This is a genomic window from Tsukamurella sp. NPDC003166, from assembly GCF_040611135.1.
Lineage (GTDB): Bacteria > Actinomycetota > Actinomycetes > Mycobacteriales > Mycobacteriaceae > Tsukamurella.
The window spans coordinates 137,976-161,560 of the sequence record NZ_JBEXNL010000001.1 but is presented as its reverse complement, the minus strand read 5'-3'; the positions used below and the strand labels follow the sequence as shown (position 1 = coordinate 161,560).

23 protein-coding genes are annotated in these 23,585 nt (G+C 69.8%); 12 read left to right on the top strand and 11 right to left on the bottom strand.

Features of this window, described 5'->3' with window-relative positions:
* Positions 1 to 12: 12 nt before the first annotated feature.
* The 4 genes from ABZX10_RS00805 to ABZX10_RS00790 form a co-directional block, all read right to left on the bottom strand.
* Complete coding sequence (locus ABZX10_RS00805) at positions 13 to 1,176, bottom strand: acetyl-CoA C-acetyltransferase (RefSeq protein ID WP_355533510.1); 1,164 nt, start codon at positions 1,174 to 1,176, stop codon at positions 13 to 15.
* Positions 1,173 to 1,778: a TetR/AcrR family transcriptional regulator gene (locus ABZX10_RS00800; RefSeq protein WP_355533508.1), complete on the bottom strand. Its 606-nt coding sequence runs from the start codon at positions 1,776 to 1,778 to the stop codon at positions 1,173 to 1,175. The genes ABZX10_RS00805 and ABZX10_RS00800 overlap by 4 nt, the downstream gene beginning before the upstream one ends.
* Before the next feature lie 108 nt (positions 1,779 to 1,886).
* Positions 1,887 to 2,675, bottom strand: coding sequence for an SDR family oxidoreductase (locus ABZX10_RS00795; protein ID WP_355533506.1), 789 nt, complete (start codon positions 2,673 to 2,675; stop codon positions 1,887 to 1,889).
* Entirely contained in the window at positions 2,672 to 3,832 is a 1,161-nt protein-coding gene (locus ABZX10_RS00790; RefSeq protein ID WP_355533504.1) for an acyl-CoA dehydrogenase family protein, read from the bottom strand. Before ABZX10_RS00790 ends, ABZX10_RS00795 begins: the two co-directional genes overlap by 4 nt.
* Before the next feature lie 112 nt (positions 3,833 to 3,944).
* On the opposite strand from ABZX10_RS00790, the gene ABZX10_RS00785 reads away from it, so the two are divergent.
* The 6 genes from ABZX10_RS00785 to ABZX10_RS00760 all read left to right on the top strand — a co-directional run bounded on the left by ABZX10_RS00785 (position 3,945) and on the right by ABZX10_RS00760 (position 10,569).
* Positions 3,945 to 5,474 (top strand): FadD3 family acyl-CoA ligase, encoded by a 1,530-nt coding sequence (locus tag ABZX10_RS00785; RefSeq protein ID WP_355533502.1) that lies wholly within the window; start codon positions 3,945 to 3,947, stop codon positions 5,472 to 5,474.
* A complete protein-coding gene (locus ABZX10_RS00780; protein ID WP_355533500.1) occupies positions 5,471 to 6,376 on the top strand; it encodes an enoyl-CoA hydratase in 906 nt (301 codons plus the stop codon). The genes ABZX10_RS00785 and ABZX10_RS00780 overlap by 4 nt, the downstream gene beginning before the upstream one ends.
* Positions 6,377 to 6,380: 4 nt before the next feature.
* Positions 6,381 to 7,541 carry an acyl-CoA dehydrogenase family protein gene (locus ABZX10_RS00775; protein ID WP_355533498.1) on the top strand — a complete coding sequence of 387 codons (1,161 nt, stop codon included), beginning with the start codon at positions 6,381 to 6,383 and terminating at the stop codon, positions 7,539 to 7,541.
* The gene (locus ABZX10_RS00770) at positions 7,538 to 8,551 is read left to right on the top strand and encodes an acyl-CoA dehydrogenase family protein (protein ID WP_355533496.1); all 1,014 of its coding nucleotides are present in this window, start codon (positions 7,538 to 7,540) and stop codon (positions 8,549 to 8,551) included. Before ABZX10_RS00775 ends, ABZX10_RS00770 begins: the two co-directional genes overlap by 4 nt.
* A complete protein-coding gene (locus ABZX10_RS00765; RefSeq protein ID WP_355533493.1) occupies positions 8,548 to 9,588 on the top strand; it encodes an acyl-CoA dehydrogenase family protein in 1,041 nt (346 codons plus the stop codon). Before ABZX10_RS00770 ends, ABZX10_RS00765 begins: the two co-directional genes overlap by 4 nt.
* 69 nt (positions 9,589 to 9,657) lie before the next feature.
* Positions 9,658 to 10,569, top strand: a complete 912-nt coding sequence (locus ABZX10_RS00760; protein ID WP_355533490.1) for a class I SAM-dependent methyltransferase — start codon at positions 9,658 to 9,660, stop codon at positions 10,567 to 10,569.
* Positions 10,570 to 10,603: 34 nt separating this feature from the next.
* Here the strand turns inward: ABZX10_RS00760 and hsaB are convergent, their stop codons facing one another.
* Genes hsaB through hsaA form a run of 4 tightly spaced genes read right to left on the bottom strand, consistent with a single transcriptional unit; the run spans position 10,604 to position 14,151 of the window.
* Complete coding sequence (gene hsaB / locus ABZX10_RS00755; RefSeq protein ID WP_355533487.1) at positions 10,604 to 11,167, bottom strand: 3-hydroxy-9,10-secoandrosta-1,3,5(10)-triene-9,17-dione monooxygenase reductase subunit; 564 nt, start codon at positions 11,165 to 11,167, stop codon at positions 10,604 to 10,606.
* Positions 11,167 to 12,087, bottom strand: coding sequence for an iron-dependent extradiol dioxygenase HsaC (gene hsaC, locus ABZX10_RS00750; RefSeq protein ID WP_355533484.1), 921 nt, complete (start codon positions 12,085 to 12,087; stop codon positions 11,167 to 11,169). Before hsaC ends, hsaB begins: the two co-directional genes overlap by 1 nt.
* A 16-nt stretch (positions 12,088 to 12,103) precedes the next feature.
* A complete protein-coding gene (gene hsaD / locus ABZX10_RS00745; protein WP_355533481.1) occupies positions 12,104 to 12,973 on the bottom strand; it encodes a 4,5:9,10-diseco-3-hydroxy-5,9,17-trioxoandrosta-1(10),2-diene-4-oate hydrolase in 870 nt (289 codons plus the stop codon).
* Between the two features lie 2 nt (positions 12,974 to 12,975).
* Positions 12,976 to 14,151, bottom strand: a complete 1,176-nt coding sequence (gene hsaA / locus ABZX10_RS00740) for a 3-hydroxy-9,10-secoandrosta-1,3,5(10)-triene-9,17-dione monooxygenase oxygenase subunit (RefSeq protein WP_355533478.1) — start codon at positions 14,149 to 14,151, stop codon at positions 12,976 to 12,978.
* Between the two features lie 162 nt (positions 14,152 to 14,313).
* On the opposite strand from hsaA, the gene ABZX10_RS00735 reads away from it, so the two are divergent.
* The gene (locus ABZX10_RS00735; RefSeq protein ID WP_355533475.1) at positions 14,314 to 15,777 is read left to right on the top strand and encodes an FAD-dependent oxidoreductase; all 1,464 of its coding nucleotides are present in this window, start codon (positions 14,314 to 14,316) and stop codon (positions 15,775 to 15,777) included.
* 144 nt (positions 15,778 to 15,921) lie between these two features.
* Here ABZX10_RS00735 and ABZX10_RS00730 read toward each other — a convergent pair whose 3' ends face one another.
* A complete protein-coding gene (locus tag ABZX10_RS00730; protein WP_355533472.1) occupies positions 15,922 to 16,416 on the bottom strand; it encodes a hypothetical protein in 495 nt (164 codons plus the stop codon).
* A gap of 156 nt (positions 16,417 to 16,572) precedes the next feature.
* Here ABZX10_RS00730 and kstD point away from each other — a divergent pair, with 156 nt between their 5' ends.
* From kstD to ABZX10_RS00705, 5 genes are read left to right on the top strand one after another with little or no spacing between them, the layout of a single operon-like run.
* Positions 16,573 to 18,294: a 3-oxosteroid 1-dehydrogenase gene (gene kstD / locus ABZX10_RS00725; protein WP_355533469.1), complete on the top strand. Its 1,722-nt coding sequence runs from the start codon at positions 16,573 to 16,575 to the stop codon at positions 18,292 to 18,294.
* Entirely contained in the window at positions 18,291 to 19,466 is a 1,176-nt protein-coding gene (locus ABZX10_RS00720; RefSeq protein ID WP_355533466.1) for a Rieske 2Fe-2S domain-containing protein, read from the top strand. The genes kstD and ABZX10_RS00720 overlap by 4 nt, the downstream gene beginning before the upstream one ends.
* Before the next feature lie 5 nt (positions 19,467 to 19,471).
* The gene (locus ABZX10_RS00715; RefSeq protein ID WP_355533463.1) at positions 19,472 to 19,792 is read left to right on the top strand and encodes a hypothetical protein; all 321 of its coding nucleotides are present in this window, start codon (positions 19,472 to 19,474) and stop codon (positions 19,790 to 19,792) included.
* A gap of 15 nt (positions 19,793 to 19,807) precedes the next feature.
* A complete protein-coding gene (locus ABZX10_RS00710) occupies positions 19,808 to 20,890 on the top strand; it encodes a ferredoxin--NADP reductase (protein ID WP_355533460.1) in 1,083 nt (360 codons plus the stop codon).
* A gap of 22 nt (positions 20,891 to 20,912) precedes the next feature.
* Positions 20,913 to 21,770 carry a MaoC/PaaZ C-terminal domain-containing protein gene (locus ABZX10_RS00705; protein ID WP_355533457.1) on the top strand — a complete coding sequence of 286 codons (858 nt, stop codon included), beginning with the start codon at positions 20,913 to 20,915 and terminating at the stop codon, positions 21,768 to 21,770.
* Positions 21,771 to 22,262: 492 nt separating this feature from the next.
* Here the strand turns inward: ABZX10_RS00705 and ABZX10_RS00700 are convergent, their stop codons facing one another.
* Positions 22,263 to 22,673, bottom strand: coding sequence for a nuclear transport factor 2 family protein (locus tag ABZX10_RS00700; protein WP_355533454.1), 411 nt, complete (start codon positions 22,671 to 22,673; stop codon positions 22,263 to 22,265).
* A gap of 8 nt (positions 22,674 to 22,681) precedes the next feature.
* Complete coding sequence (locus ABZX10_RS00695; RefSeq protein ID WP_355533451.1) at positions 22,682 to 23,548, bottom strand: TIGR03619 family F420-dependent LLM class oxidoreductase; 867 nt, start codon at positions 23,546 to 23,548, stop codon at positions 22,682 to 22,684.
* Between the last annotated feature and the right edge of the window lie 37 nt (positions 23,549 to 23,585).

Here is a 23,585-nt window from a genome sequence, read left to right as displayed (position 1 = left end):
AGAGGGGGCGGTTCAGAGGCGCTCGATGATCGTGACATTGGCGGTGCCGCCGCCCTCGCACATCGTCTGCAGGCCGTAGCGGCCGCCGCGGTGTTCGAGCTCGTGCAACAGGGTGGTCATCAGCTTGGCACCGGTGGCACCCAGGGGATGACCCAGCGCGATGCCACCGCCGTTGACGTTGACCTTCTCGTGCGGGATGCCCATCTCGTCCATCCAGGCCAGCGGCACCGACGCGAATGCCTCGTTGCACTCGAACAGGTCGATGTCGGCGACGGTGAGGCCCGTCTTCTGCAGCGCGTACTGCGTGGCGGGGATGGGTCCGGTCAGCATCCAGACGGGGTCCGCAGCGCGCACGGAGATGTGATGGATGCGGGCACGGGGCGTCAGGCCGTGCCGCTGGACGAAGTCCGCGGAGGCGACCATGACGGCGGCGGCACCGTCGGCGATCTGGCTCGCGACGGCCGCCGTGATCGCGGATCCCTCTGCGAGCGGGGCCAGTCCGGCCATCTTCTCCAGTGTCGTGCCCCGACGGGGCGTCTCGTCCACCGCGAAGTCGCCCACGGGCGCGATCTCCGCCTCGAACCTGCCGGCGTCGCTGGCGGCGATCGCCCGCTCGTGGCTCGCGAGAGCGAACTCCTCCATGCGCGCGCGGGAGAGACCCCACTTGGTCGCGATCATGTCGGCGCTGGCGAACTGCGAGACCTCGACGTCGCCGTACCGCTCGCGCCACCCCGTCGAACCGGAGAACGGGTCGTCGAAGCCGTACTGGCGCCCGGCGAGCATCGCCGCGCTGATCGGGATGGCACTCATGTTCTGCACGCCGGCGGCGACGACGGCGTCGGCGGTGCCGGACAGCACGGCCTGTGCCGCGAAGTGGACGGACTGCTGGCTGGATCCGCACTGCCGGTCGACGGTGACGCCGGGGACGTGTTCGGGCAGCCCGGCCGCGAGCCAGGACGTCCGCGCGATGTTGCCGGACTGCGGGCCGATCGTGTCGCAGCACCCCATGATCACGTCGTCGACGAGCGCGGGGTCGACACCGGAGCGCTGCACCGACGCCCGGAGCACGTGCGCGCCGAGGTCGGCCGAGTGCACGGCCGCGAGCGAGCCGCCTCGTTTGCCGGTGGGGGTGCGCACAGCGTCGAGGATGTAGGCGCCGGGGGCGAGTTCGGTCATGATTGCTCCTTCTCAGGGCTGGCGATCCCGCGCTCGAGGATCGTGAGGTACTGATCGGCCACCGTGTCGACGGGCAGGTGCCCGGCGGGTCGGTACCAGCGGACCGCGACCCAGACGGTGTCGCGGAGGAAGCGGTAGGTGACGTCGACGTCGAGATCCGCTCGGAAGTCGCCGGATTCGATACCACGCGTGATGATGCCGCGCCACATGGAGCGGAACTCCTGCAGGAAGTCGGCGATGTAGGCGAAGCGCTCCTGCTGCGCGAGACCGCGCGCCTCCGCCTGGTATATCGCGACGGCGTCGGGGCTCGCGTCGATCGCCGCGAACGAGGCGATGACGCAGCCGCGCAGTTGTTCCCGCGGGGCCACGGTGGTCGCCAGCACCGTGCGGTACTCACCGAAGAGCCGATCGAGGAAGTCCCGGAGGATCTCGTCGAGCATCGACTCCTTGGAGTCGAAGTGGTGGTACAGGCTGCCTGAGAGGATACCGGCGGCATCGGCGATGTCACGTACGGTTGTCGCGCGGTAGCCGTTCTCCGCGAACAGCTTCGCGCTCAGGGCCAGGACCTCCGCGCGGCGCGCGGACGGGTCCGGCTTAGCCATGCCGGATGCTCACGGGGACCACCTCGAAGGTCATGGAGGGAGGACACTGATCACGCATGCTGGCTGCTCACCGAGACCACCTCGAAGGTCATGGAAGGAGGGCACTGATCACGCATGCTGGCTGCTCACCGAGACCACCTCGCCGGTCATATAAGAACTGTAGTCCGACGCCAGGAAGGCGATCACGTTCGCGACCTCCCAGGGCTCCGCAGCGCGGCCGAAGACCTCGCGCCGGGAAAGCTCGTCGAGCAACTCGTCGGAGGTGACCTTCGCGAGGAAGGCGTGCATGGCGATGCTCGGCGAGACGGCGTTGATCCGAATCCCGTGCTGCGCAGCGTCGACGGCCGAGCAGCGGGTGAGCGCCATGACGCCCGCCTTCGCGGCGGCGTAGTGAGCCTGCTCGGCCTGGGCGCGCCAACCGATCACCGAGGCGTTGTTGACGATCACGCCGCCCCCGCCCTGCGCGATGAATCGGTTGATCGCCGCGCGGGTGGCGCGGAAGGTGCCGGTGAGGGTCACGTCGAGCACGCGCGACCACTGCTCGTCGGTCATGTCCTGCACGGCGACGCTGCCGCCGAGGCCGGCGTTGTTGACCAGCACGTCGATCCGGCCGTAGCGGTCGGCGGCACCGTCGAGCAGTGCCTGCACCTGATCCTCGACGGTGACGTCGCAGGTGATCGCGTGCACCCGGTCGCCGAACTCGGCGGCGAGCTCGTCGCGCTTCTCGCCCAGGCGCCGCTCGTGCCAGTCGGAGATGACGACGCGGGCGCCCTCCTCGAGGCAGCGCCGCGCGGTCGCGGAGCCGATGCCGGTACCGGCGGCCGCAGTGACGACGACGACCTTGTCCTCGACGAGGTTGCGTCCCTGGGGGTACGGGGGTGTGGGGATGGCGCTCACGGGCGGGCCTCTCTCGGCAGGCCGAGCACGCGCTCGGCGATGACGTTGCGCTGGATCTCGTTGGAGCCGCCGTAGATCGTGTCGGCTCGGGTGAACAGGTAGAGGCGCTGCCAGTCGTCGAGCTCGGGGTCGGCGAGCAGTCCGGCGGCGCCGCGCACCGTCATCGCGATCTCTCCGAGCCTTCGGTGCCAGTTGGCCCACAGCAGTTTCGCGACCTCGGCGGTGCCGGTCGCGGCGGAGCCGAGAGTGCGGAGCGCGTGCGCGCGCATCACGTCGAGCTCGGTCCAGGCGCGACGGAGTTCGAGGGCGACCTCGGGCCGGTCGGCGGCCCCGGAATCGAGGGCGAGGTCGGTGAGCCGCTGCAGCTCTCGACGGAAGCCGATCTGCTGGCCGAGGGTGGCGACGCCGCGCTCGAAGGCGAGGGTCCCCATGGCGACGCGCCACCCCTCGCCGGGCTCGCCGACGACGTTGGCGGCGGCGGTGCGCGCACCGTCGAAGAAGACCTCGTTGAACTCCGAGGTCCCCGTCAGCTGGACGATCGGCCGGACCTCGACGCCCGGCTGTTCCATGGGGACGAGGAGGTACGACAGGCCCTTGTGCCGGGCGGAGCCGGGTTCGGTGCGGGCGACGACGAAGCACCAGTCGGCGACGTGCGCCAGCGACGTCCAGACCTTCTGGCCGGAGATGACCCACTCGTCGCCCTCGAGGCGCGCGGTGGTGCTGACATTGGCGAGGTCGGAGCCGGCACCGGGCTCGGAGTAGCCCTGGCACCACAGTTCGCGGACGTCGCGGATGGCGGGCAGGAAGCGGGCCTTCTGCTCGTCGGTGCCGAAGGCGATGAGTGTGGGGCCCAGGAGTTCCTGCCCGAGGTGGGAGACCTTCGCGGGTGCGCCGGCGCGGGCGTACTCCTCGTGGAAGATCACCTGCTGCGCGAGGGACGCTCCGCCGCCGCCGTTCTCAGCGGGCCAGCCGATGCAATTGAGCCCCGCCGCGGCGAGGTGCCGCTCCCAGGCCACGCGCTCGTCGAAGAACTCATGCTCCCGGCCGGGCCCGCCGGCGCCGCGGAGACCGGCGAACTCACCGGACAGGTTCGTCGCGAGCCAATCCCGGATCCGCGCCCGGAACTCCGCGTCCGTCTCGCCGCTCACCGTGGTCACGGCACTCCCTTCAGGCTCCACCAAGCAAGTGCTTGGTGGAATCAGGTTACACAGACTCCTCCCGCACTGTAACGTGTTCTACCAAGCACATGCTAGGCAGAAGGGTTTGCGCATGTCACGCACCATCGCAGGGGCTCTGCGCGGCGCCGCGGAACAGTTCGCGGACCGCACCGCCGTGGTCGACGGCGACCTACGGATCAGCTACACCGAGCTGCACGAGCGCGCTCGCGATATCGCTCGCGCGCTCCTCGCGGAGGGGATCGAGAAGGGCGATCGGGTCGCGATCTGCGCGCCCAACGGGCACGAGTGGATCGAGGCCGCACTGGGCGTCGCCTACATCGGCGCCGTCCTCGTCCCCGTCAACACCCGCTACACCGGTCCCGAGATGGTCGACCTGTTGGTCCGCACCCGCTCGCGAGCCTTCGTCGTCGCGGGCCCGTTCCTCGGCGTCGACCGGCTCGACCTCGTGGTCGAGATCGCCGGCGGCCTGCCCGGCGACATCGTCTCGGTGCTCCGGCTCCCGGACTGGCACGGCGTCCCCGCGCGCGGTGCCGGGATCACCGCCTCCGAGCTCGACGATGCCGCCGCCGCGGTCGCCCCCGACGCACCGTCGGACATCTTCTTCACGTCCGGGACGTCCGGACGGAGCAAGGGAGCTGTGAGCACGCACACGCAGACGCTCGCGAACGCGGCGAACTGGGCCGAGCTCGTCGGGGTCACCGATGCCGACCGGTACCTGATCCTGAGCCCGTTCTTCCACATCTTCGGGTACAAGGCGGGGATCCTCGCGGCCCTCCAGCACGGCGCCGCGATCTACCCGGCGCAGACCTTCGACGTGGTGCAGGCCTTCGAACTCATCCAGCGGGAACGGATCTCCATCCTGCCCGGCGTACCCACCGTGCACCAGATGATGCTCGACCACCCCTCCCGCGCGGACTACGACCTGTCCAGCCTGCGCGCCGCGACCACGGGCGCCGCCACGATCCCCGTCGTGCTCATCGAGCGAATGCGCGACGAGTTGCGCTACGACCGGGTGCTCACCGCGTACGGGCTGTCCGAGGCGCCGGTCGTGACGATGTGCCGGGCGGATGACGACCCGGACGTCGTCGCCACGACCTCCGGACGCGCGGTGCGCGACATGGAGGTGCGGATCGCGAACGACGGGGAGATCCTGGTCCGCGGGCCGAACGTGATCGCCGAGTACTTCGAGGATCCCGCGTCGACGGCGAAAGCCTTCGACGCCGACGGGTGGTTCCACACCGGCGACGCCGGATCGATGGACGATGCGGGGAACCTGCGGATCACCGACCGCATCAAAGACATGTTCACCAACGGCGGGTTCAACGTCTACCCGGCGGAGATCGAGCAGGTGATCGCCCGGATCCCCGGCGTCGCGGAGAGCGCCGTCATCGGCGTGCCGGAAGCGCGGCTCGGTGAGGTGGGCAAGGCCTTCGTCGTCCTCACCGCCGGTGGCACCGTGACCGAGGACGCCGTGATCGAGCACTGCCGCCAGTACCTGGCCGGCTTCAAAGTCCCCCGCAGCGTGGAGTTCGTGACCGAGCTGCCGCGTAACGCGACCGGAAAGGTGCTCAAGCGCGTCCTGCGCGGCGCGCCCGCCCCTGCAGCAGGAGAAAAGCGATGACCGATAGCACGCCCGTCCCCGACGCGACCCCCGAGGTGGTGACCTACGAGGTGCGCGGCCCCGTCGCCGTGGTCACCATGAACCGGCCCGAGTACCGCAACGCGCAGAACTCGGCGATGACCTACGCGCTGGACGCCGCCTTCGTTCGCGCGGTGGAGGATCCGGCGGTCAAGGTGATCGTGCTGGCCGGCAACGGCAAGCACTTCTCCGCCGGCCACGACATCGGCACGCCGGGCCGGGATGTGGACCAGCACTTCGAGAACAAGGCCGTCCTGTGGTGGGACCACGTGGGCAGAGAGGGCGGCGATCAGCGCTTCGCCCGGGAGTCCGAGGTGTACCTCGGCATGTGCCGGCGGTGGCGGGAGATCCCGAAGCCGGTGATCGCCTCGGTGCAGGGCGCCTGCATCGCGGGCGCCCTGATGCTCGCGTGGAGCTGCGACCTCATCGTCGCCTCCGACGACGCCTTCTTCTCGGACCCGGTGGTGCGCATGGGCATCCCCGGCGTCGAGTACTTCGCCCACCCGTGGGTCATGGGTCCGCGGGCCGCGAAGGAGTTCCTCTTCACCGGCGACCGCTTCTCGGCGCAGCAGGCCAAGGAGTGGGGCATGGTGAACCGTGTCGTCCCCCGCGGCGAGCTCGAGGAGGAGACGCTCGCCCTCGCGGAGCGGATCGCGGACATGCCGAGTTTCGGCCTGGCGCTGACGAAGAAGGCCGTCAACCAGTGCGAGGACCTCATGGGGATGCGGGCGGGCATGGATTCGGTCTTCGGGCTCCACCACTTCGCGCACGCGCACAACGCGGAGGTCTCGGGCGGCGATTCGCTGGGCGGGCAGAGCGCCAAGTCGATGGCATCCGGAGCGCGGAGCGCGACCGACGATGCCGCCGCCCGGAAGGCGGAGTAGGCCCGTGGATCTCGAGTTCGACGACGCCGACCTCGCCTTCCGCGACGAGGTGCGCGCCTGGCTGGCGGCGAACGTCCCGGCCGAGCCCCTCCCCTCCTTCGACACTGCCGAGGGCTTCGCCGCGCATCGCGCGTGGGAGGCGAACCTCGCCGACGCCGGGCTGGCCGCGGTCTCCTGGCCGGCCGAGTTCGGCGGGCGCGACGCGACGCTGCTCCAGTGGGTGATCTTCGAGGAGGAGTACTACGCCGCGGGTGCGCCGCTGCGGGTGAGCCAGAACGGCCTGTTCATGCTGGCCCCCACACTCTTCAGCCACGGCACCGACGAGCAGCGCGCGCGGATCCTGCCGGCGATGGCCCGCTCGGAGCGGGTGTGGGCGCAGGCGTGGTCGGAGCCGGAGGCGGGCAGCGACATCGCCTCGCTCCGCTCGACCGCGACGCGGGTCGACGGTGGCTGGAGGCTCTCCGGCCAGAAGACCTGGAGTTCCCGCGCCGCGTTCGCCGACGGCGCCTTCGGCCTGTTCCGCAGCGAGCCCGGCTCGGAGCGGCACAGGGGGCTGACGTACCTGATGTTCGACCTGCGCGCGCCCGGCGTCACCGTGCGTCCCATCCCGCAGCTCGACGGCGAGCCGGGTTTCGCAGAGATCTTCCTCGACGAGGTTTTCGTGCCCGACGCGGACGTGATCGGCGAGCCCGGCCAGGGCTGGCGCGTGGCCATGACGACCGCCAACAACGAACGGGGTCTCTCCCTGCGCAGCCCGGGCCGGTTCCTCTCCGCAGCGGACGCCCTCGTCGACCTGTGGGAGCGTGAGGACGGCGATACCGGCACCGCACCGGCACAGAGCGTCGCAGACGCGTGGATCGGTGCCCGGGCCTACCAGCTGTACACCTTCGGCACCGTCACCCGCCTGCAGGACGGCGGCGAGCTCGGCCCCGAATCCAGTGTCAACAAGCTGTTCTGGAGCCACCTCGACGTGGCGCTCCACGAGACCGCACTCGATCTGCTCGGCCCGAGCGGCGAACTCACCGGCGACGCCGCACCGGACGGGGGCCGCTGGCCCGCCGGTTACCTGTTCTCCCTGGCGGGCCCCATCTACGGCGGCACCGACCAGATCCAGCGCAACACCATCGCCGAGCGTCTCCTCGGCCTACCCCGGGGAGCCCGATGAGATTCGCACCGTCCGACGAGAACGTCGCCTTCGGACAGTCGCTCGACGACCTCCTGTCGCGCGCCGGGGTCGTGGCCGCGGCCCGCGCCTGGGCCGATGGGGACAGCGCGCCGGGACGCACGGTCTGGGCCGCGCTCGCCGAGCTCGGGGTGACCGGCCTCGCCATCGCGGAGGAGCACGGCGGCGTCGGCGGCGACGCCACGGACCTGGCCGTCGCCTTCCAGGCGCTCGGTTACCACGGCGTGCCGGGCCCCGTCGTGGAGTCGATCGCGGTCCTACCCGCAGTGCTGACGGACGCGACGCAGCTCCGCGCGCTGGCCGACGGCGCGATCGGCACCGTCGCCCTGGCTCCGCGCACCCCGTACCTGCTCGATGCCGATGCCGCGGACCTGCACTTCGTCGTCGGACCCGACGGTGCGGTCGCGACCGTGGACGCACCGTCGACCCCGGCGTTGAGGTCGGTCGACCGGACCCGGCGCCTCTTCCCCACGGAATTGAACACCGTTACGGAGGGAGAACCTGCAGGTCGGATTCTCCGTAACAGCGTTCAATCGGGGGAGGTGGCCGGGGCGTTCGCGGTGGCGGCGCAGGTGCTCGGCGCGGGGCGGCGCCTGCTGGACGACACCGTCGAGTACGCGAAGGCCCGGTCGCAGTACGGAAAGGCGATCGGCGAGTACCAGGCGATCAAGCACCTCCTCGCCGATGTGGCGACGCGGCTCGAACTCGCGGCGCCGCTCCTCCACGGAGCTGCGGTCGCGCTGTCCGGGAACGACTCGCGCGGTGTGGATCTGGACCCGATCCGCGACGTGTCCGCGGCGCGGGTGGCCGCGGCGGACGCGGCGTACCTCGCGGCGCGCACCGCGCTGCAGGTGCACGGCGCCATCGGTTACACCGCCGAGTACGACCTCGGCCTGTGGATCACCAAGGTACGAGCGTTGCAGTCGGCGTGGGGAACGCAGGCCGAGCACCGTGCGACGGTGCTCGAGAGGATCCGGAAGGCGGCGCGATGAGCTCGGAACTGGACGATCTGGCCGCCGCGGTCCACAGCGTGATCGACCGCCGGTGGTCGCCGGCCGCGCTGCGGGCGGCGATCGACGCGCCCGAGGGCTACGACCGCGAGCTGTGGTCGGTCCTGTGCGAGCAGGTCGGCGTGGCTGCGCTGGCGGTCCCCGAGGCCCACGACGGCGTGGGAGCCGGGGTGCGTGCGCTGCAGGTCGTCGCGGAGGAGCTCGGACGGCACCTGATCCCGTCGCCCTTCCTCGGCTCCGGGGTGCTGGCGACGGCACTCCTCGCGGGCACCGACGAGGGTGCGCTGCTGGCCGGCCTCGCGAGTGGCTCGCGCATCGCCGCGGTCGCGTTCGCCGGGGAGGACTTCGCCACCCGACCGGTCACAGCGGTCGACGGGACGCTTACCGGGACGGCGCGATTCGTCCTCGACGGCGACCTCGCCGACGATCTGCTCGTGGTCGCCGGCGACGAACTGTTCCTCGTCGACGGCTCCGTGGCGACCCGCCGGCACACCCCGTCGATGGACCCGACGCGACGTCTCGCGGACGTCGTCCTCGAAGGCACTCCCGCCCGACGACTCGGCGGCAACGCCGCAGCGGCGCTGGCCCGCGCGCTCGACACAGCCTGTGCCGTGCTCGCCGCCGAACAGGCCGGCGCGGCGGCACGGGCGCTGGAGATCACCGTGGAGTACACCGGCTCCCGGGTGCAGTTCGGCCGGCCGATCGGCTCCTTCCAGGCGCTCAAGCACCGGATGGCGGACATGTACGTGCTCGTGGAGTCGGCGCGATCGGCGGCCGGCGCCGCGGGGGACGCCCTCGATCGCGGCGATGCCGACGCTCCGGTCGCGGTCGCGACGGCGAAGGTCCACTGCTCGGAGGCGCTGAGTACCGTCGCCGCCGAGATGATCCAGTTGCACGGCGGCATCGGCATCACCTGGGAGCACGACGCGCACCTGTACTTCAAGCGCGCGCACTCGTCGTCTCAGCTGTTCGGCGACCCGGCCCGGCACCTGGCTCGGCGGGCACTGACACACTCCTGAAACACGTTCTTGCCGCGCCTCGCGACACGATGTACTTTCGTAGGCGAACTACTTGCGAAGGGAAATCCCATGCCGAACAGCACGCGGTCCGACGGCGACACCTGGACCATCACCACGAGCGTGGGCTTCACCGCGCTCCTCGTCGCCGCAGCGCGTGCCGTGGAGACCGAGCGTCCCGACGCCCTCGCCCAGGACCCGTACGCCCGGGTGTTCCTCGAGGCTGCGGGCGACCCGCGCGCCGTCGCACTGGCCGACGCCGGGAACGGCGCGGGCAACCCGATGGCCGCGACCCGCCATCTCGGCGTCCGCACGCGGTACTTCGACGACTTCACCCGCGACGCCGTCGCCGCCGGGATCCAGCAAGTGGTGATCCTCGCGGCCGGGCTCGACTCCCGCGCCCACCGGCTCGACCTGCCGACGGGCACGATCGTCTACGAGCTCGACCAGCCGGAGGTGCTGACGTTCAAACAGGAGGCGCTCGCGACGCACGGGACGACGCCGGCCGCCGGGCTGCGGCACGTCCCCGTCGACCTGCGCAACGATTGGCCGGCCGCCCTGCGGTCCGCCGGGTTCGACGGTGCGATGCCCACCGCCTGGCTGGTCGAGGGCCTGCTCCCCTACCTACCCGCCGCGGCGCAGTCCCTCCTCTTCGAGCGGATCGTGGCGCTGTCCGCGCCGGGCAGCCGCGTCGCCGTCGAGGGTCAGGTCGGCCCGCTCGACCTCGACGGCTTCCGTGCCATCACCGAGAAGTACTCGCGGGAGGGCAATCCCCTGGGCGACTTCGACGTCACCGCGCTGTTCGTCGCCGACGAGGACCGCGCCGATCCCGCCGAATTCCTCGTCGCACAGGGCTGGACCGTGACGCGCGCGGGGAACCCGGTGGAACTTGGCCGCAGCTACGGCGTTCGGGACACCGTTCCGGCGGACGCGGAGCTCCTCTCCGGCGCGATCGGCTACTTCACCGCGGCGCTGCACGACTGAATCACCGTGCCACCGAGCGGCACTCGGCGTTCCGCTACATCCAGTCGTCGCCGACGGGCCAGGTGAGGAAGGAGTCGAGCGACAGGGCACGCGGGATCGCCTGGCCCGGGTCCGTCACGGTCTGGGTGTAGCGGCCGCGGTAGAACAGCAGCGGCCGACCGGCGTTGGGAGCGCTGAGCTCGAGCACACGACCGATCACGATGTGATGGTCGCCGCCGTCGTGCACGGTCTCCACCGCGCAGTCGATCCAGCTGAGCGCACCGTCGAGCAGCGGCGAACCGGTGCGCGAGGACTTCCACGCGACCGCGCCGAACTTGTCCGGGTGCCTCGAGCCGAAGACCGAGCTGACGTCCTGCTGCCCCTCGCCGAGCACGTTGACGGCGAACCGCCCGGTGCGCTCGATGGTGCGCCAGGCGCCCGAGGTCTTCATGGGACAGAACAGGACCAACGGCGGATCGAGGGACAGCGCCGAGAAGGACTGGCAGGCGAATCCGACGGGGCCCTCCTCGTCGGCCGCGGTGATCACCGTGACGCCGGTGCAGAAGTGCCCCATGGCCGTCCGGTAGTCGAGCGGCTCGATCGCCGCGGGTGCGGTCATCACTGCTCCTTGAAGCCGATGGTGAAGTCGTGTCCCCACAGGCTGACCGCGGTGGACTCGCGGGCGATCCAGTCGTCGTTCTCGACCTCGAGCCCCTCGCAGCCGAACTCGATGTCGAATCCGCCCGGCGTCTTCATGTAGAAGGACAGCATCTTGTCGTTGATGTGCCTGCCGAGCGTCGCCGACATCTTGACCTTCTTGCGGTTCGCCCGGTCGAGGGCCAGGCCCACGTCGTCCGAGTTCTCGACCTCGACCATGAGGTGGACGATGCCCGTCGGGTTGGGCAGGGGCAGGAAGGCGAGCGCGTGATGGCGCGGGTTGCAGCCGTAGAACCGCAACCACGCCGGATCACCGTCGGCCGGCCTGCCCACCATCTGCGGGGGCAGACGCGTCGAGTCGCGGAGCCGGAAACCGAGCACGCCCTGGTAGAACTCCTGGGCCGCAGCGTCATCGGTGCACGTGAGCACGACGTGCCCGAGCCCCTGCTCCCCCGTGACGAACCGATGACCGTACGGACTGACGAATCGGCGGCCCAGGTACTGTGCGCCGTGGAAGGCCTCGAGTGAGTTCCCCGCCGGATCCTGGAACCGGATCAGTCCCTCGACCCGGCGCTCGAGCTTCTCCTCCTTCGTCCCCTCCTCGAAGGAGACGCCGGCGGCCGTCAGCGTGTCACGCAGCTCCTGCAGGCCGGTCGCATCGGTGACTTCCCAGCCGGAGACCAGCAGCCGGTCCTTCTCGCCCGGCACGATCACCAGCCGAGCCGCGAAATCGTCCATGCGCAGGTAGAGATTCTGTGAGGTGTCGCCCGCACCCGCCGGTGGGGCACCCTCCATCATCCCGAGCACCTTGAGCCCGTACTCGCGCCAGGCCGCCATGTCGGTGGCCTCGATGCGCATGTACCCGAGGGCCTTGATCGCCATGTCCCACTTCTCCTTGTCAGCCGGCCAGGAAGTCGGCCGTGAGCCGGTTGAACTCGTCGAACTTCTCGAGCTGCGCCCAGTGCCCGCACTGCCCGAAGACGTGAAGTTGCGCGCGCGGGATCTGCTTGAGGGCGAGCAGGGCACCGTCGAGCGGGTTGACCCGGTCCTCGCGGCCCCAGATCATGAGCACGGGCTGGCGGAGCTTGTACGCGTCGCGCCAAAGCATGCCCTTCTCGTAATCCGCTGAGGCGAAGGACTTCCCCATCGCCTTGAACGCGGCGATCGCCTCGGGGTCGAGCGCGAGCTCGAAGCGTTCCTCGACGAGTTCGGGTGTGATCATCTTCTGGTCGAAAACCATGATCCGCAGGAAGTCCTCGAGCCGCTCCTTGCTCGGCGCGGCGTAGAACTTCTGCAGGGTGCGCAGGCCCTCGGTGGGGTCGGGCGCGAAAGTGTTCACGCTGAGCCCGCCCGGCCCCATGAGCACGAGGCGGCCCGCGCGGTCCGGGAAGTCGAGTGCGAACCGCACCGAGGTGCCGCCGCCGAGCGAATTGCCCACCAGGTGAACACGTCCGGTGACGCCGAGCACGTCGAGCAGGCCCGCCAGGGCCGTGGCGCTGTGCACGAAGTACTGCGGGTGTTCGGTCGGCTTGTCGGACCGGCCGAAGCCCGGCTGGTCGACGGCGAGCACGTGGAAGCGCTGCGCCAGCACGGGAATGTTGCGCCCGAAGTTACTCCACGAGGAGACGCCGGGGCCGCTGCCGTGCAGCAGCACGACGGTGCCGTTGGCGCGGTTCTCCTCGCCGGCCTCGTGATAGTGCAGCGTGAGGCCGGCCGCCGTGGTGGCGAACTTCCCCTCCTTGAGGACGTCGATCTCGGTGTCCGCCACCGCTAGACCATCCCGTCCATGACGGGAAGGCCGAACTCGCCGGTGCCGAACATCTTGTAGGCGCGCTCGGGATCGTTCGCGGCATGGACGCGGCCCGCGTGGGCGTCGCGCCAGAACCGCTGGATCGGCGTGCCCTCCGCCAGCGCTCGGCCGCCGGAGTTCTCGAACATCCGGTCCACGGCGAAGATCGCGCGCTCGGTGCCGCGCACCTGATCACGACGCACCTTGAGCCGCAGGTTGAACGGGATCTTCTCGCCGGCCTTGACGAGGGCGAACTCCTCGTTGATGTTGGAGATCAGCTGGAGCCAGGCCGCATCGATCTCGCTGCCGGCCTCGGCGACGCGGACCATGGCGAACGGGTCCTCCTTCGCGGTCTCGCCGGCGTAGGCGGCGCGGACGCGCCCGCGCTGGTGCTCGACGTGCGCGTCGTAGGCGCCCTGCGCCATGCCGATGATCGGCGCAGTGATCGTGGACGGGTGCACGGAGCCGAAGGGCATCTTGTAGAGCGGGCTGTCGTTGACCTCCTGGCCCGGTCCCTTGCACTTGCTGACGTCCTTGAAGCTCAGTGCCCGGTGCGCGGGGACGAAGACGTCCTCGACCACGATGTCGTTGCTGCCGGTGCCCCGCAGGCCGACGGTGCGCCACACGTCGTTGATGGTGTAGTCGCTGATCGGTACCAGGTAGGTCAGGAAGTCGACCGGTTTGCCACCGGAGAACGCGGGCCCGCCCAGCAGGGCCCACGTGCCGTGGTCGCAGCCGGAGGAGAAGCTCCACTTGCCGGAGAGCCGGTAGCCGCCCTCGACGACCTCCGAGCGGCCCATCGGCGCGTACGACGACGAGATCAGGGTGTCCTGGTCCTCACCCCACACCTCCTGCTGCGCCCGGTCGTCGAACAGCGCGACGTTCCACGGGTGGATGCCGAGGATCGAGGAGACCCAGCCGGTGGATCCGCAGGCGCTCGCCAGCATCTTGACCGCGGTGTAGAAATCCGCCGGGTCGGCCTCGTAGCCGCCGTACCGCTTCGGCTGGAGCAGACGGAAGAAGCCGCTCTTCTGCAGCGCCTTGATGGACTCGGCCGGGATCCGGCGGGCGTCCTCGGTCTCCTGCGCCCGGTCCCGGAGGGTGGGCAGCAGCTCCGCCACTTCCGCCAGAACCGCGTCGACGCTCTGATCGCTCATCTTTCCTCGCCTTCGTCAGGGCCACCTGGCGAGCACCCACGCCCGCCGCTGGAGGCCAATACTAGAACACGTTCTCATTTTCTGGCGCGAAACGCTACATCAAAGGTTCCGATCCACCTATGTTCCTGATGCAACCGGTTCCGAGACCGACCGAGGAGAGCCATGCCCGAAAGCCGCCGTCCCGTCGCCTCCACCGACGTGGACACCTGGGATCTGGAAGCCGACGTGGTGATCGCCGGGTACGGCATCGCCGGCGTGTCCGCGGCGATCGAAGCCGCTCGAGCCGGTGCGGAGGTCCTGATCCTCGACCGCGCCGGCGGGTGGGGCGGGGCCGCGGCGCTGTCCGGCGGGTGGATCTATCTCGGCGGCGGCACGCCGCTGCAGCGGGCCCTGGGCTTCGAGGACAGCGCGGAGAACATGGAGACCTTCATGACCGCCGCGCTCGGACCGGGCGTCGACGGCGGGAAGATCCACGCCTACGCCCACGGCAGCCGCGAGCACTACGACTGGCTCACGGGCTGCGGCGTGGTGTTCAAGGAGGAGTTCTGGGGCGAGCCGGGATGGGAGGTGCCGCACGACGAGGGACTGGGCTACTCCGGCGGCGAGAACGCGTCGCCCCTCCGCGAGATCGCGACCCCTGCGCCGCGCGGGCACGTGCCGCGGATGGCCGACAAGCGGACCGGCGTGCGCGGCGCCGGCTACATGCTGATGAAACCCCTGGTCGAGACCGCCGAGACGCTGGGGGTACGCGCAGAGTACGACATTCGCGCCCAGCGCCTGGTGACCGCGGCGGACGGCACCGTCGAGGGCCTCGTCGCCCGCCGGTTCGGCACGGACGTGCGTGTCCGGGCCCGACGCGGCGTCGTCCTCGCGACCGGTAGTTTCGCCTACAACGCGGAGATGATCGAGACCTACGCACCGCGCCTGATCGGCCGTCCGGCGGCCGCCATCGAGGAGCACGACGGCGCCGGGATCCTCATGGCCCAGGCCGCCGGCGCCGCGGTGGCCCACATGGACGCCACCGAGGTCGCGTTCTTCGGCGACCCGCAGATGATGGCCCGCGGGATCCTCGTCAACGGCCGTGGCCAGCGGTTCATCGCCGAGGACACCTACGGCGGGCGGATCGGCCAGGCCGTCCTGATCCAGCAGGACAACGCGGCGTACCTGGTCATGGACATGGACGCGCACGAGGAGGCGCTCGCCACCGAGACCTCGACGCCCTACTTCCGGCAGCCGCCGACCTGGGCCGCCGAGACGGTCGCGGAGCTCGAGTCCGACATGGGCCTGCCCGCCGGCGCGCTGACAGGCACCGTCGACACGTACAACCGGCACGCGGAGAACGGCACCGATCCCCTCCTGCACAAGAAGGAGCAGTGGGTGCGGCCGCTCGCGGGACCCGTGGCCGCCTGGGACATGCGCGGCTTCACCGCCGGATTCACCCTGGGCGGGTTGCGCACGGACGTCGATTCGCGGGTGCTGCACGTCGACGGTGCGCCGATCCCAGGCCTGTTCGCCGCCGGCCGGTGCACCTCGGGCGTCTGTGCCGGCGGGTACGCGAGCGGCACGAGCCTGGGCGACGGGAGCTTCTTCGGTCGTCGGGCGGGAATCGCGGCGGCATCCGGGTAGGCGTCGATTTGCGACTGCGTCCGTTCGGCAGGGTCCTCACCACTACGTAATCGCGATCGCACAACCTCCACGGATACGACATACCGAAGAGAAGTACTGTCACCGAACACCCAGTGCCACATCGCCACTCGTGCTCGCTACCACCTACCGGGGCGTGCGTCGCACACTGGGAGTATGTCGGTATGACTGCGACGACCACTGCCGCGTCCGCACCCCGACGAGAAGGGCGTGGATCATGACCCATCGAGTCGAATCCGGAACCCGGCGGCTCGGCGGTTTCGCCGGCCGAGTCCTCGCCATCGCCGCCGCAGCGGCGCTCTGCGTCGCTGCGATCGCGGTGACGGTGAGCATGTGCAGCGGCCCCTCGCCGACGCCGAAGCCCGTCGTCGCGCCGTCGGGGACATCGGGCGCGCCGACGACCTCCGAGTCCGCGGCCGCCTCCACGAGCCCGAGCACGCCACCACCCGCCCCCGTCCCGAGCTCCGTGCCGGCACCGTCGACCCCCGCGAGCATGACACCGCCACCCCCGACGACCACCGCCGCCGCCCCGGTCACGACCGCGCCGCCGCGCGTGACCCGGACGACGACCAGGCCCGCACCGTGCACACCCGGCTCACGGTGGGTCTTCCGCCCCAGCACCGGGACCTACGAGAAGATCACGCTCCCCTGCTGAGCGATCACCGTCATCTCTAGATACTGGAACGTGTTCTAGTCTATGCTGCAGTCATAGCGCGTACCTGCTGCCCATCGGCGCAGGTGAGGCTAGAGAACTTGTTTCAGCATTGAGGAGAGTCGATGACGGCGGAAGCCACCGAGTACGACGTGATCGTGGTGGGCAGCGGCGCGGCGGGCATGGCCGCCGCACTCAAGGCCGCGGACACCGGGCTCAGCGTCCTGGTCGTGGAGAAGGCCGAGCACTACGGCGGATCGACCGCGCGCTCCGGCGGCGGCGTCTGGATCCCCGGCAACGAGGCGCTGGTGAAGGCCGGGATCAAGGACTCCCCGGACGAGGCGCGCAAGTACCTGCACGCCATCATCGGCGACGTGGTCCCGGCCGAGCGGATCGACACCTACATCGACCGCGGCCCCGAGGTGATCGAGATGGTGCACCGGATGAGCCCGCTCGAGCTCACCTGGGTGCCCGGCTACTCCGACTACTACCCCGAGGCACCGGGCGGCCGCGCGCACGGGCGCTCGTGCGAGCCGAAGCCCTTCGACGGCAAGCAACTGGGCGACGAGCTGAAGAACCTGGAGCCGGACTACACCAAGGCCCCGATGAACCTCGTGGTCACCCAGGCGGACTTCAAGTGGCTCAACCTGATCATGCGTCACCCCAAGGGCGTGGCCCGCGCACTGCGCGTCGGTGCGCGCTTCTACGCCGCGAAGGCGCGGGGCAAGCACCTGCTGGGCCGCGGCCAGGCACTGGTCGCCGCGCTGCGCGTCGGCCTGCAGCGCGCGAACGTGCCGGTCTGGCTGAACACCCCGCTGCTCTCGATCCAGCAGGACGGCGACCGCGTCACCGGGATCACCGTCGAGCACGAGGGCCGGCCCGTCGTCCTGACGGCGCGTCGCGGCGTACTCCTCGCCGCCGGCGGCTTCGAGAGCAGCAAGGAGATGCGCGCGCAGTACCAGCGTCAACCGATCGGCACCGAGTGGACCAACGGCGTGCCCGCGAACACGGGCGACGCGATCCGCGCCGGCCAGGCCGTCGGCGGCGCCGTCGAATTCATGGACGACGCCTGGTGGGGACCGTCGATCCAGCTGCCGAAGATGGCCTGGTTCGCGCTCTCCGAGCGGTCGCTGCCCGGCAGCCTCATGGTCAACACCGCCGGCGAGCGATTCGTCAACGAGTCCGCGCCGTACGTCGAGGCCGTGCACGCCATGTACGGCGGCGAGTACGGGCAGGGCGAAGGCCCGGGCGAGAACGTGCCCGCATGGCTCGTCTTCGACCAGCGCTACCGCAACCGGTACCTGTTCGCGGGGCAGAGCCCCCGCCAGCCGCTGCCCAAGCGCTGGTTCGAGTCCGGCTGCATGGTGCGGGCGAGCAGCCTCGCCGAACTCGCCGAGAAGATGGACGTGCCGGCCGCGGCGCTGACGGGCACCGTCGAGCGGTTCAACGGTTTCGCACGGGCCGGGCGCGACGAGGACTTCCATCGGGGCGAGAGCGCGTACGACCACTACTACGGCGATCCGCGCAACAAGCCGAATCCCAGTCTGGCGGAATTGGCCACGGGCCCGTTCTACGCTGCACGTATGGTTCCCGGCGATCTCGGCACCAAGGGCGGCCTGCGCACCGATGTCGCGGGCCGGGTCCAGCGCGCTGACGGCACCGTCATCGACGGGCTGTACGCCGCCGGCAACACCAGCTCGCCCGTCATGGGCCACACCTACGCCGGCCCCGGCGCAACCATCGGCCCCGCGATGGTGTTCGCGTATCTCGCGGTCGAGGACATGGCCCGTCAGGCATCGACACCCGCGGCGGCAGCCCCCGCCCGCGCGGAGGAGGAGATCTCATGAGCAGCACCACCGAGTCGGCAGCCCGCCTCATCGACAGCGGCACCGCCCCCACCCGGTACGCCCGCGGCTGGCACTGCATCGGCCTGCTGAAGGACTTCACCGACGGGAAGCCGCACGCCATCGAGGCTTTCGGCACCAAGCTCGTGGTGTTCGCGGGCGAGGACGGTTCCGTCAACGTGCTCGACGGTTACTGCCGGCACATGGGCGGCGACCTGACGCAGGGCACCGTCAAGGGCAACGAGATCGCCTGCCCGTTCCACGACTGGCGCTGGGGCGGCGACGGCAAGTGCAAGGCGATCCCGTACGCCAAGCGCGTGCCGCTGCGGGCCCGCACCCGGACCTGGCCCACGATGATCGAGAACGATCAGTTGTTCATCTGGCACGACGTCGAGAACTCCAAGCCCCCAGCCGAACTGGACATCCCCAAGATCGACGGTGACGTCGACGGGCCCGAGTGGTCCAACTGGGTGTGGAACGAGATCGTCATCGAGAACAGCAACTGTCGCGAGATCGTCGACAACGTGGTCGACATGCCGCACTTCTTCTACATCCACTACGGCCTGCCGACGTACTTCAAGAACGTCTTCGACGGGCACATCGCCTCGCAGTACCTGGACACCAAGGGGCGCAACGACGTCAGCGACATCGGGCTCTCGGGCGGGGACGACGTGCTGCTCAAGTCCGAGGCCCACTACTTCGGGCCGTCGTACATGATCAACTACCTGCACAACGACTACAAGGGCTTCCTGATCGAGAACATCCTGATCAACTGCCACTACCCGATCGATCAGAACTCGTTCAAGCTCATGTACGGCGTCAAGGTCAAGAAGCTCCCCGGTTTCGACGACGAGAAGTCCGACTACCTGGCCGGCAAGTTCGCCAAGAACGTGGGCCTGGGTTTCCTGCAGGACGTGGAGATCTGGAAGAACAAGACCCGCATCGACAACCCCCTCCTGTGTGAGGAGGACGGCCCCGTCTACCAGCTGCGCCGCTGGTACGAGCAGTTCTACGTCGACGCCGCCGAGGTCTCCGAGGACATGACGCAGCGATTCGAGTTCGAGATCGACACCGCTCACGCCGTCGAGGCATGGGAGGCGGAGGTCGCGCAGAACATCGCGCGCCAGGAGTCCGAAAAGGCCGCTGCTGCCGACGCTTCCGGCGCGGAGGCCTGATCCGTATGTCCCCGACGGTGACGATGTTCGGCGAGCCGGTGACCACGCCGACGACGGTGGCCGACCGCGAGGGCTTCCTCACGGACGGTTTCACCGCGCTGAACTGCGGCACGTGCGGGGTCGCGGTGCAGGTCAAGAAGAACAGCCGCGAGCAGACCTCGATCCAGTGGTGCGGTTCCGCGCGGGAGTGCACGGTGTTCGCCGCCGACGGCGCCGGCTCCGCGTTGCGTGCCACGTGTCCGCGGCTGATGGAATCCATCACGCGCGCCGCCAAACTGGGCGAGGTGCCAGTCCCGACGACCGACATGTCGTCGGACACCGACTAGGAGAGTGACGAAGAAGTGAGCATCCACCGACTGGTGGTCGCCAAGGTGGTCGCGGAGACGCACGACGCGCACTCGATCGAGTTCGAGGTGCCTGCGGAACTGGCGTCGAGCTTCACCTACAAGCCCGGCCAGTTCCTCACACTGCGCGTCCCGAGCGATCAGACCGGCTCCGTGGCGCGGTGCTACTCGCTGTGCAGCGCGCCGCACGACGACGGTCCGCTGCGCGTGGCCGTCAAGCGCACCGCCGACGGCTACGCCTCGAACTGGCTGTGCGACAACGCCACCCCCGGCATGGAGATCGATGTGCTGGTGCCCGCAGGCATCTTCACGCCGAAATCGGTCGACGTCGACATGCTGCTGTTCGCCGGCGGCAGCGGCGTCACACCGATCCTGTCGATCCTGCGCACGGTGCTCGAGACCGGTAGCGGCTCGGTGACGCTGATCTACGCCAACCGCGACGCCCAGTCGGTGATCTTCGCCTCCGCTCTCGCCGAGCTGACCCGGTCGTACCCGGACCGGCTCGCGGTGATCCACTGGCTGGAATCGGTGCAGGGTCTGCCGAGCGCGGCCAATCTTGCGACGCTCGCGGCACCGTACGTGGACCGCGAGGTGTTCGTCTGCGGGCCCGGCCCGTTCATGGACGCGGTTTCCGAGGCGATGACGGGGCTCGGTAAGGGGCGCCGCGAGGTGCACATCGAGAAGTTCCGTTCCCTGCCCCGCAACCCCTTCGAGGTCGAGGCCGCACAGGAGGAGGCGGAGGAGAAGGCCGCGATCGCCGAGGCTGAGGATCTGCCTGTCGACGACGCGCCGCCGCCCGCGGACGACGGGGGCACCGTCACCGTCGAACTGGACGGGACGACGACCGAGCTCGCCTGGCCCGCGGAGAAGAAGCTGCTGGACGTCATGCTGGCCGCCGGCCTCGACGCGCCGTACTCGTGCCGCGAGGGCGCGTGCAGCGCGTGCGCGTGCCGCATCGTCGACGGCGAGGTCGAGCTCGCGCACAACGAGGTGCTCGATCAAGAGGACCTGGACGACGGCCTGATCCTGGCGTGCCAGTCGATGCGCCGCAGCGCGTCCGTGCACATCACCTACGAATAGACCCACTTCACAAGGGAGTTCCATGCCCATCGACCCGTCGGTCGCCATCGGCGCCGAGCTCGGCACCGCCGAGTTCACCTGGAGCGCTTCGGACGTCCTGCTCTACCAGCTGTCGCTCGGCGCCGGCGCGGACCCGCTCTCGCCGCGCGAGCTGCGCTACGCGACCGAGCAGGGCACCGTCGTGCTCCCCACCTTCGCGACCGTCGCACAGAACTTCCACGCCACCGAGGCGCCCAAGGTCTCTTTCCCCGGCGTCGAGATCGACCTGGCTAAGGTGGTGCACGGCAGTCAGTCCGTGACTGCGCACCGCCCGCTGCCCACGTCGGGAACGGCTGTGGCCCGCACCAGGATCAGCGACGTGCACGACAAGGGCAAGGCCGCCGTGATCTGGCAGGAGACCGAAGTGGTCGACGGAGCCGGCGAGCCGCTGTGGACGGCGCGATCGTCCATTTTCGCCCGTGGGGAGGGTGGATTCGGCGGGGAACGCGGACCGTCGGAGAAACTCGAGCTGCCCGATCGCGACGCCGACGTGACGGTGGACGTTCCGACGCTGCCCCAGCAGGCTCTGCTGTACCGGATGTGCGGCGACCGCAATCCCCTGCACTCGGATCCGGCGTTCGCGAAGGCCGCCGGCTTCGACGCGCCGATCCTGCACGGGCTGTGCACCTACGGGATCGTCGCCAAGGCCGTGACCGATGCGGTGGTGGACGGGGACGCCTCCGCGGTGGGCTCGTGGTCGGCGAAGTTCGCCGGGATCATGCTGCCGGGCGAGACGCTGCGCGTGCGGATCTGGCGCGACGGCGATCGTTACCTGGTGACCGCGGAGTCGGTGGAACGCGCCGCTCCTGTGCTCGCGGACGCGGTGTTCACCGCGCGCTGAGCCCGCCGGCCGCGGTTGCGGACGAGAGAAGCCGCCGGACGCGCACCTACCTGTAAATGGGTTGTGGCTGAAGAGCCATGCGCGCGACGCATACCTGAATACGCGCAGGTCAAAGGCCCTTTTCAGCCGCGTGGCTATGCGCATCTTGCATACCCCGCGGGTCGGCCACGCCGCGACGAGCTCGGTACCGTCGGCCACCCGTCCCCACATTCATACCGGACCGCGGTCCACCGATCGGTTCGTGCTGCCCATAACGTTGCAACGCTATGACGAGGTGGAAACGATAGCGGGTGCGCCGCTTTCGGGACGGCGACGGCGCGCGACGGTCGGCATCACGATCACCACCAGCGAGACGATGATGGCACCTGCATCGTGATTTCATCCATCCCGCGGCCACGACCGGCTCTATGAATCCACGGCTCTCGGGCGACACGCAGCCGGATCCGGCCTCGTGTGGGCGTAGAAGCGTGGATTCACAGACGGGGACGGACCTCAGGCGGGGCGGGCGGTGGCCATCGCGCGGTCGACCTCCCAGAAGGCGCGCAGCGCCACGATCTTCCCGGCATCGTCGACCTTGTACGTGAACACGCCCTCCGCGTCGATGACGTGCCCGCCGATCACGGTGCGGATCAGGCCGGTGAATGCGACCTCGTTCCCGCAGGCGAAGCCGTCGCCGAAGAGGAACTCCAGCGACTCCGCCACGCCGATCGTCTTGTCGTAGAAGGCCGCGATCTCCTCCCGGCCGTGATGCCCCTTGCCCTCCGGGTCGAATCCGGAGGGGCCGACGGGATCCTCGACGACACCGTCGGCGGCGAACAGGTCGAGCCACTCCTCCTTGCGACGACCGCTGGCCGCGGCCTGGGAGGCGCGGCCGGCCAACACTGCGGGATGATCTTCCTTCACAGGGCCTCCTAGAACTTGCTGATGACGGACTCGGCGTAGCGCCGTAGGTGGTCGATCTTGGGTTGCAGCGGCTCAGTGTCCGGGCCCAGCTGGTAGGGCAGGCGGAAGCCGACGATGACATCGGTGACGCCCTTGTCCTCCAGTCGCTTGATGCCGTCGACGGTGTAGGCGTCCAGCGAGATCACGTGGATCTCGAACTCCTTCTTGTCGTGCTCGGCGCGCAGCTCGTCGATCCGGGCGAGCATGCGGTCGAGCTCCTCGCCGTCGCCGCCGGCGTGCATCCACCCGTCGCACAGCCGCACGGCGCGGCGCAGGGCGGCATCCGCGTGGCCACCCACCAGGATCGGCAACGGCTCCGTGGGCACCGGCGCGATCTTGATCGACGGGATGTCGAAGAACTCCCCGTGGTATTCGAAGTACTCGCCTGTCGAGAGTCCCTTGATGATCTCGATGCACTCGTCCATCCGCTTACCGCGGCGCTCGAAGGGCACGCCCATGATCTCGAAATCCTCGGGCCACGGGCTGATGCCGACGCCGAGCGAGAACCGGTTCCCGCTCATCGACGCGAGCGAGGCGGCCTGCTTGGCCACCAGCACTGGCGGGCGGATGGGCAGCTTGAGCACGAAGGGCGTGAAGCGAAGGGTCTTCGTGGACGCGGCGAGCGCCGACGCCAGCACGAAGGTCTCGATGAACTCCTTGCCGTCGAGGAACTCCCTGCTGCCGTCCGGGGTGTACGGGTACGTCGAGTCCGAGACCTCGGGATACGCGATGCTGTCGGCCACGCACATGCTGTGATAGCCGGCCTCCTCGGCCGCCTGTGCGAGCGGCACGTAGTACGACGGGTCCGTCATCGCCTCCGCGTACGTGAATCGCATGGTCACCCTTTCGTCGAACTGCTTGCGGGCGTTCGCC

Coding starts and splice junctions, on each gene's coding strand:
- ABZX10_RS00760 (WP_355533490.1), top strand. CDS start 9,658: ATGCCGAACAGCACGCGGTCCGACGGCGACACCTGGACCATCACCACG.
- hsaA (WP_355533478.1), bottom strand. CDS start 14,151: ATGAGCGATCAGAGCGTCGACGCGGTTCTGGCGGAAGTGGCGGAGCTG.
- ABZX10_RS00720 (WP_355533466.1), top strand. CDS start 18,291: ATGAGCAGCACCACCGAGTCGGCAGCCCGCCTCATCGACAGCGGCACC.
- ABZX10_RS00805 (WP_355533510.1), bottom strand. CDS start 1,176: ATGACCGAACTCGCCCCCGGCGCCTACATCCTCGACGCTGTGCGCACC.
- ABZX10_RS00735 (WP_355533475.1), top strand. CDS start 14,314: ATGCCCGAAAGCCGCCGTCCCGTCGCCTCCACCGACGTGGACACCTGG.
- ABZX10_RS00785 (WP_355533502.1), top strand. CDS start 3,945: ATGTCACGCACCATCGCAGGGGCTCTGCGCGGCGCCGCGGAACAGTTC.
- ABZX10_RS00705 (WP_355533457.1), top strand. CDS start 20,913: ATGCCCATCGACCCGTCGGTCGCCATCGGCGCCGAGCTCGGCACCGCC.
- ABZX10_RS00715 (WP_355533463.1), top strand. CDS start 19,472: ATGTCCCCGACGGTGACGATGTTCGGCGAGCCGGTGACCACGCCGACG.
- hsaB (WP_355533487.1), bottom strand. CDS start 11,167: ATGACCGCACCCGCGGCGATCGAGCCGCTCGACTACCGGACGGCCATG.
- kstD (WP_355533469.1), top strand. CDS start 16,573: ATGACGGCGGAAGCCACCGAGTACGACGTGATCGTGGTGGGCAGCGGC.
- ABZX10_RS00800 (WP_355533508.1), bottom strand. CDS start 1,778: ATGGCTAAGCCGGACCCGTCCGCGCGCCGCGCGGAGGTCCTGGCCCTG.
- ABZX10_RS00765 (WP_355533493.1), top strand. CDS start 8,548: ATGAGCTCGGAACTGGACGATCTGGCCGCCGCGGTCCACAGCGTGATC.
- ABZX10_RS00780 (WP_355533500.1), top strand. CDS start 5,471: ATGACCGATAGCACGCCCGTCCCCGACGCGACCCCCGAGGTGGTGACC.
- hsaC (WP_355533484.1), bottom strand. CDS start 12,087: ATGGCGATCAAGGCCCTCGGGTACATGCGCATCGAGGCCACCGACATG.
- ABZX10_RS00695 (WP_355533451.1), bottom strand. CDS start 23,548: ATGCGATTCACGTACGCGGAGGCGATGACGGACCCGTCGTACTACGTG.
- ABZX10_RS00770 (WP_355533496.1), top strand. CDS start 7,538: ATGAGATTCGCACCGTCCGACGAGAACGTCGCCTTCGGACAGTCGCTC.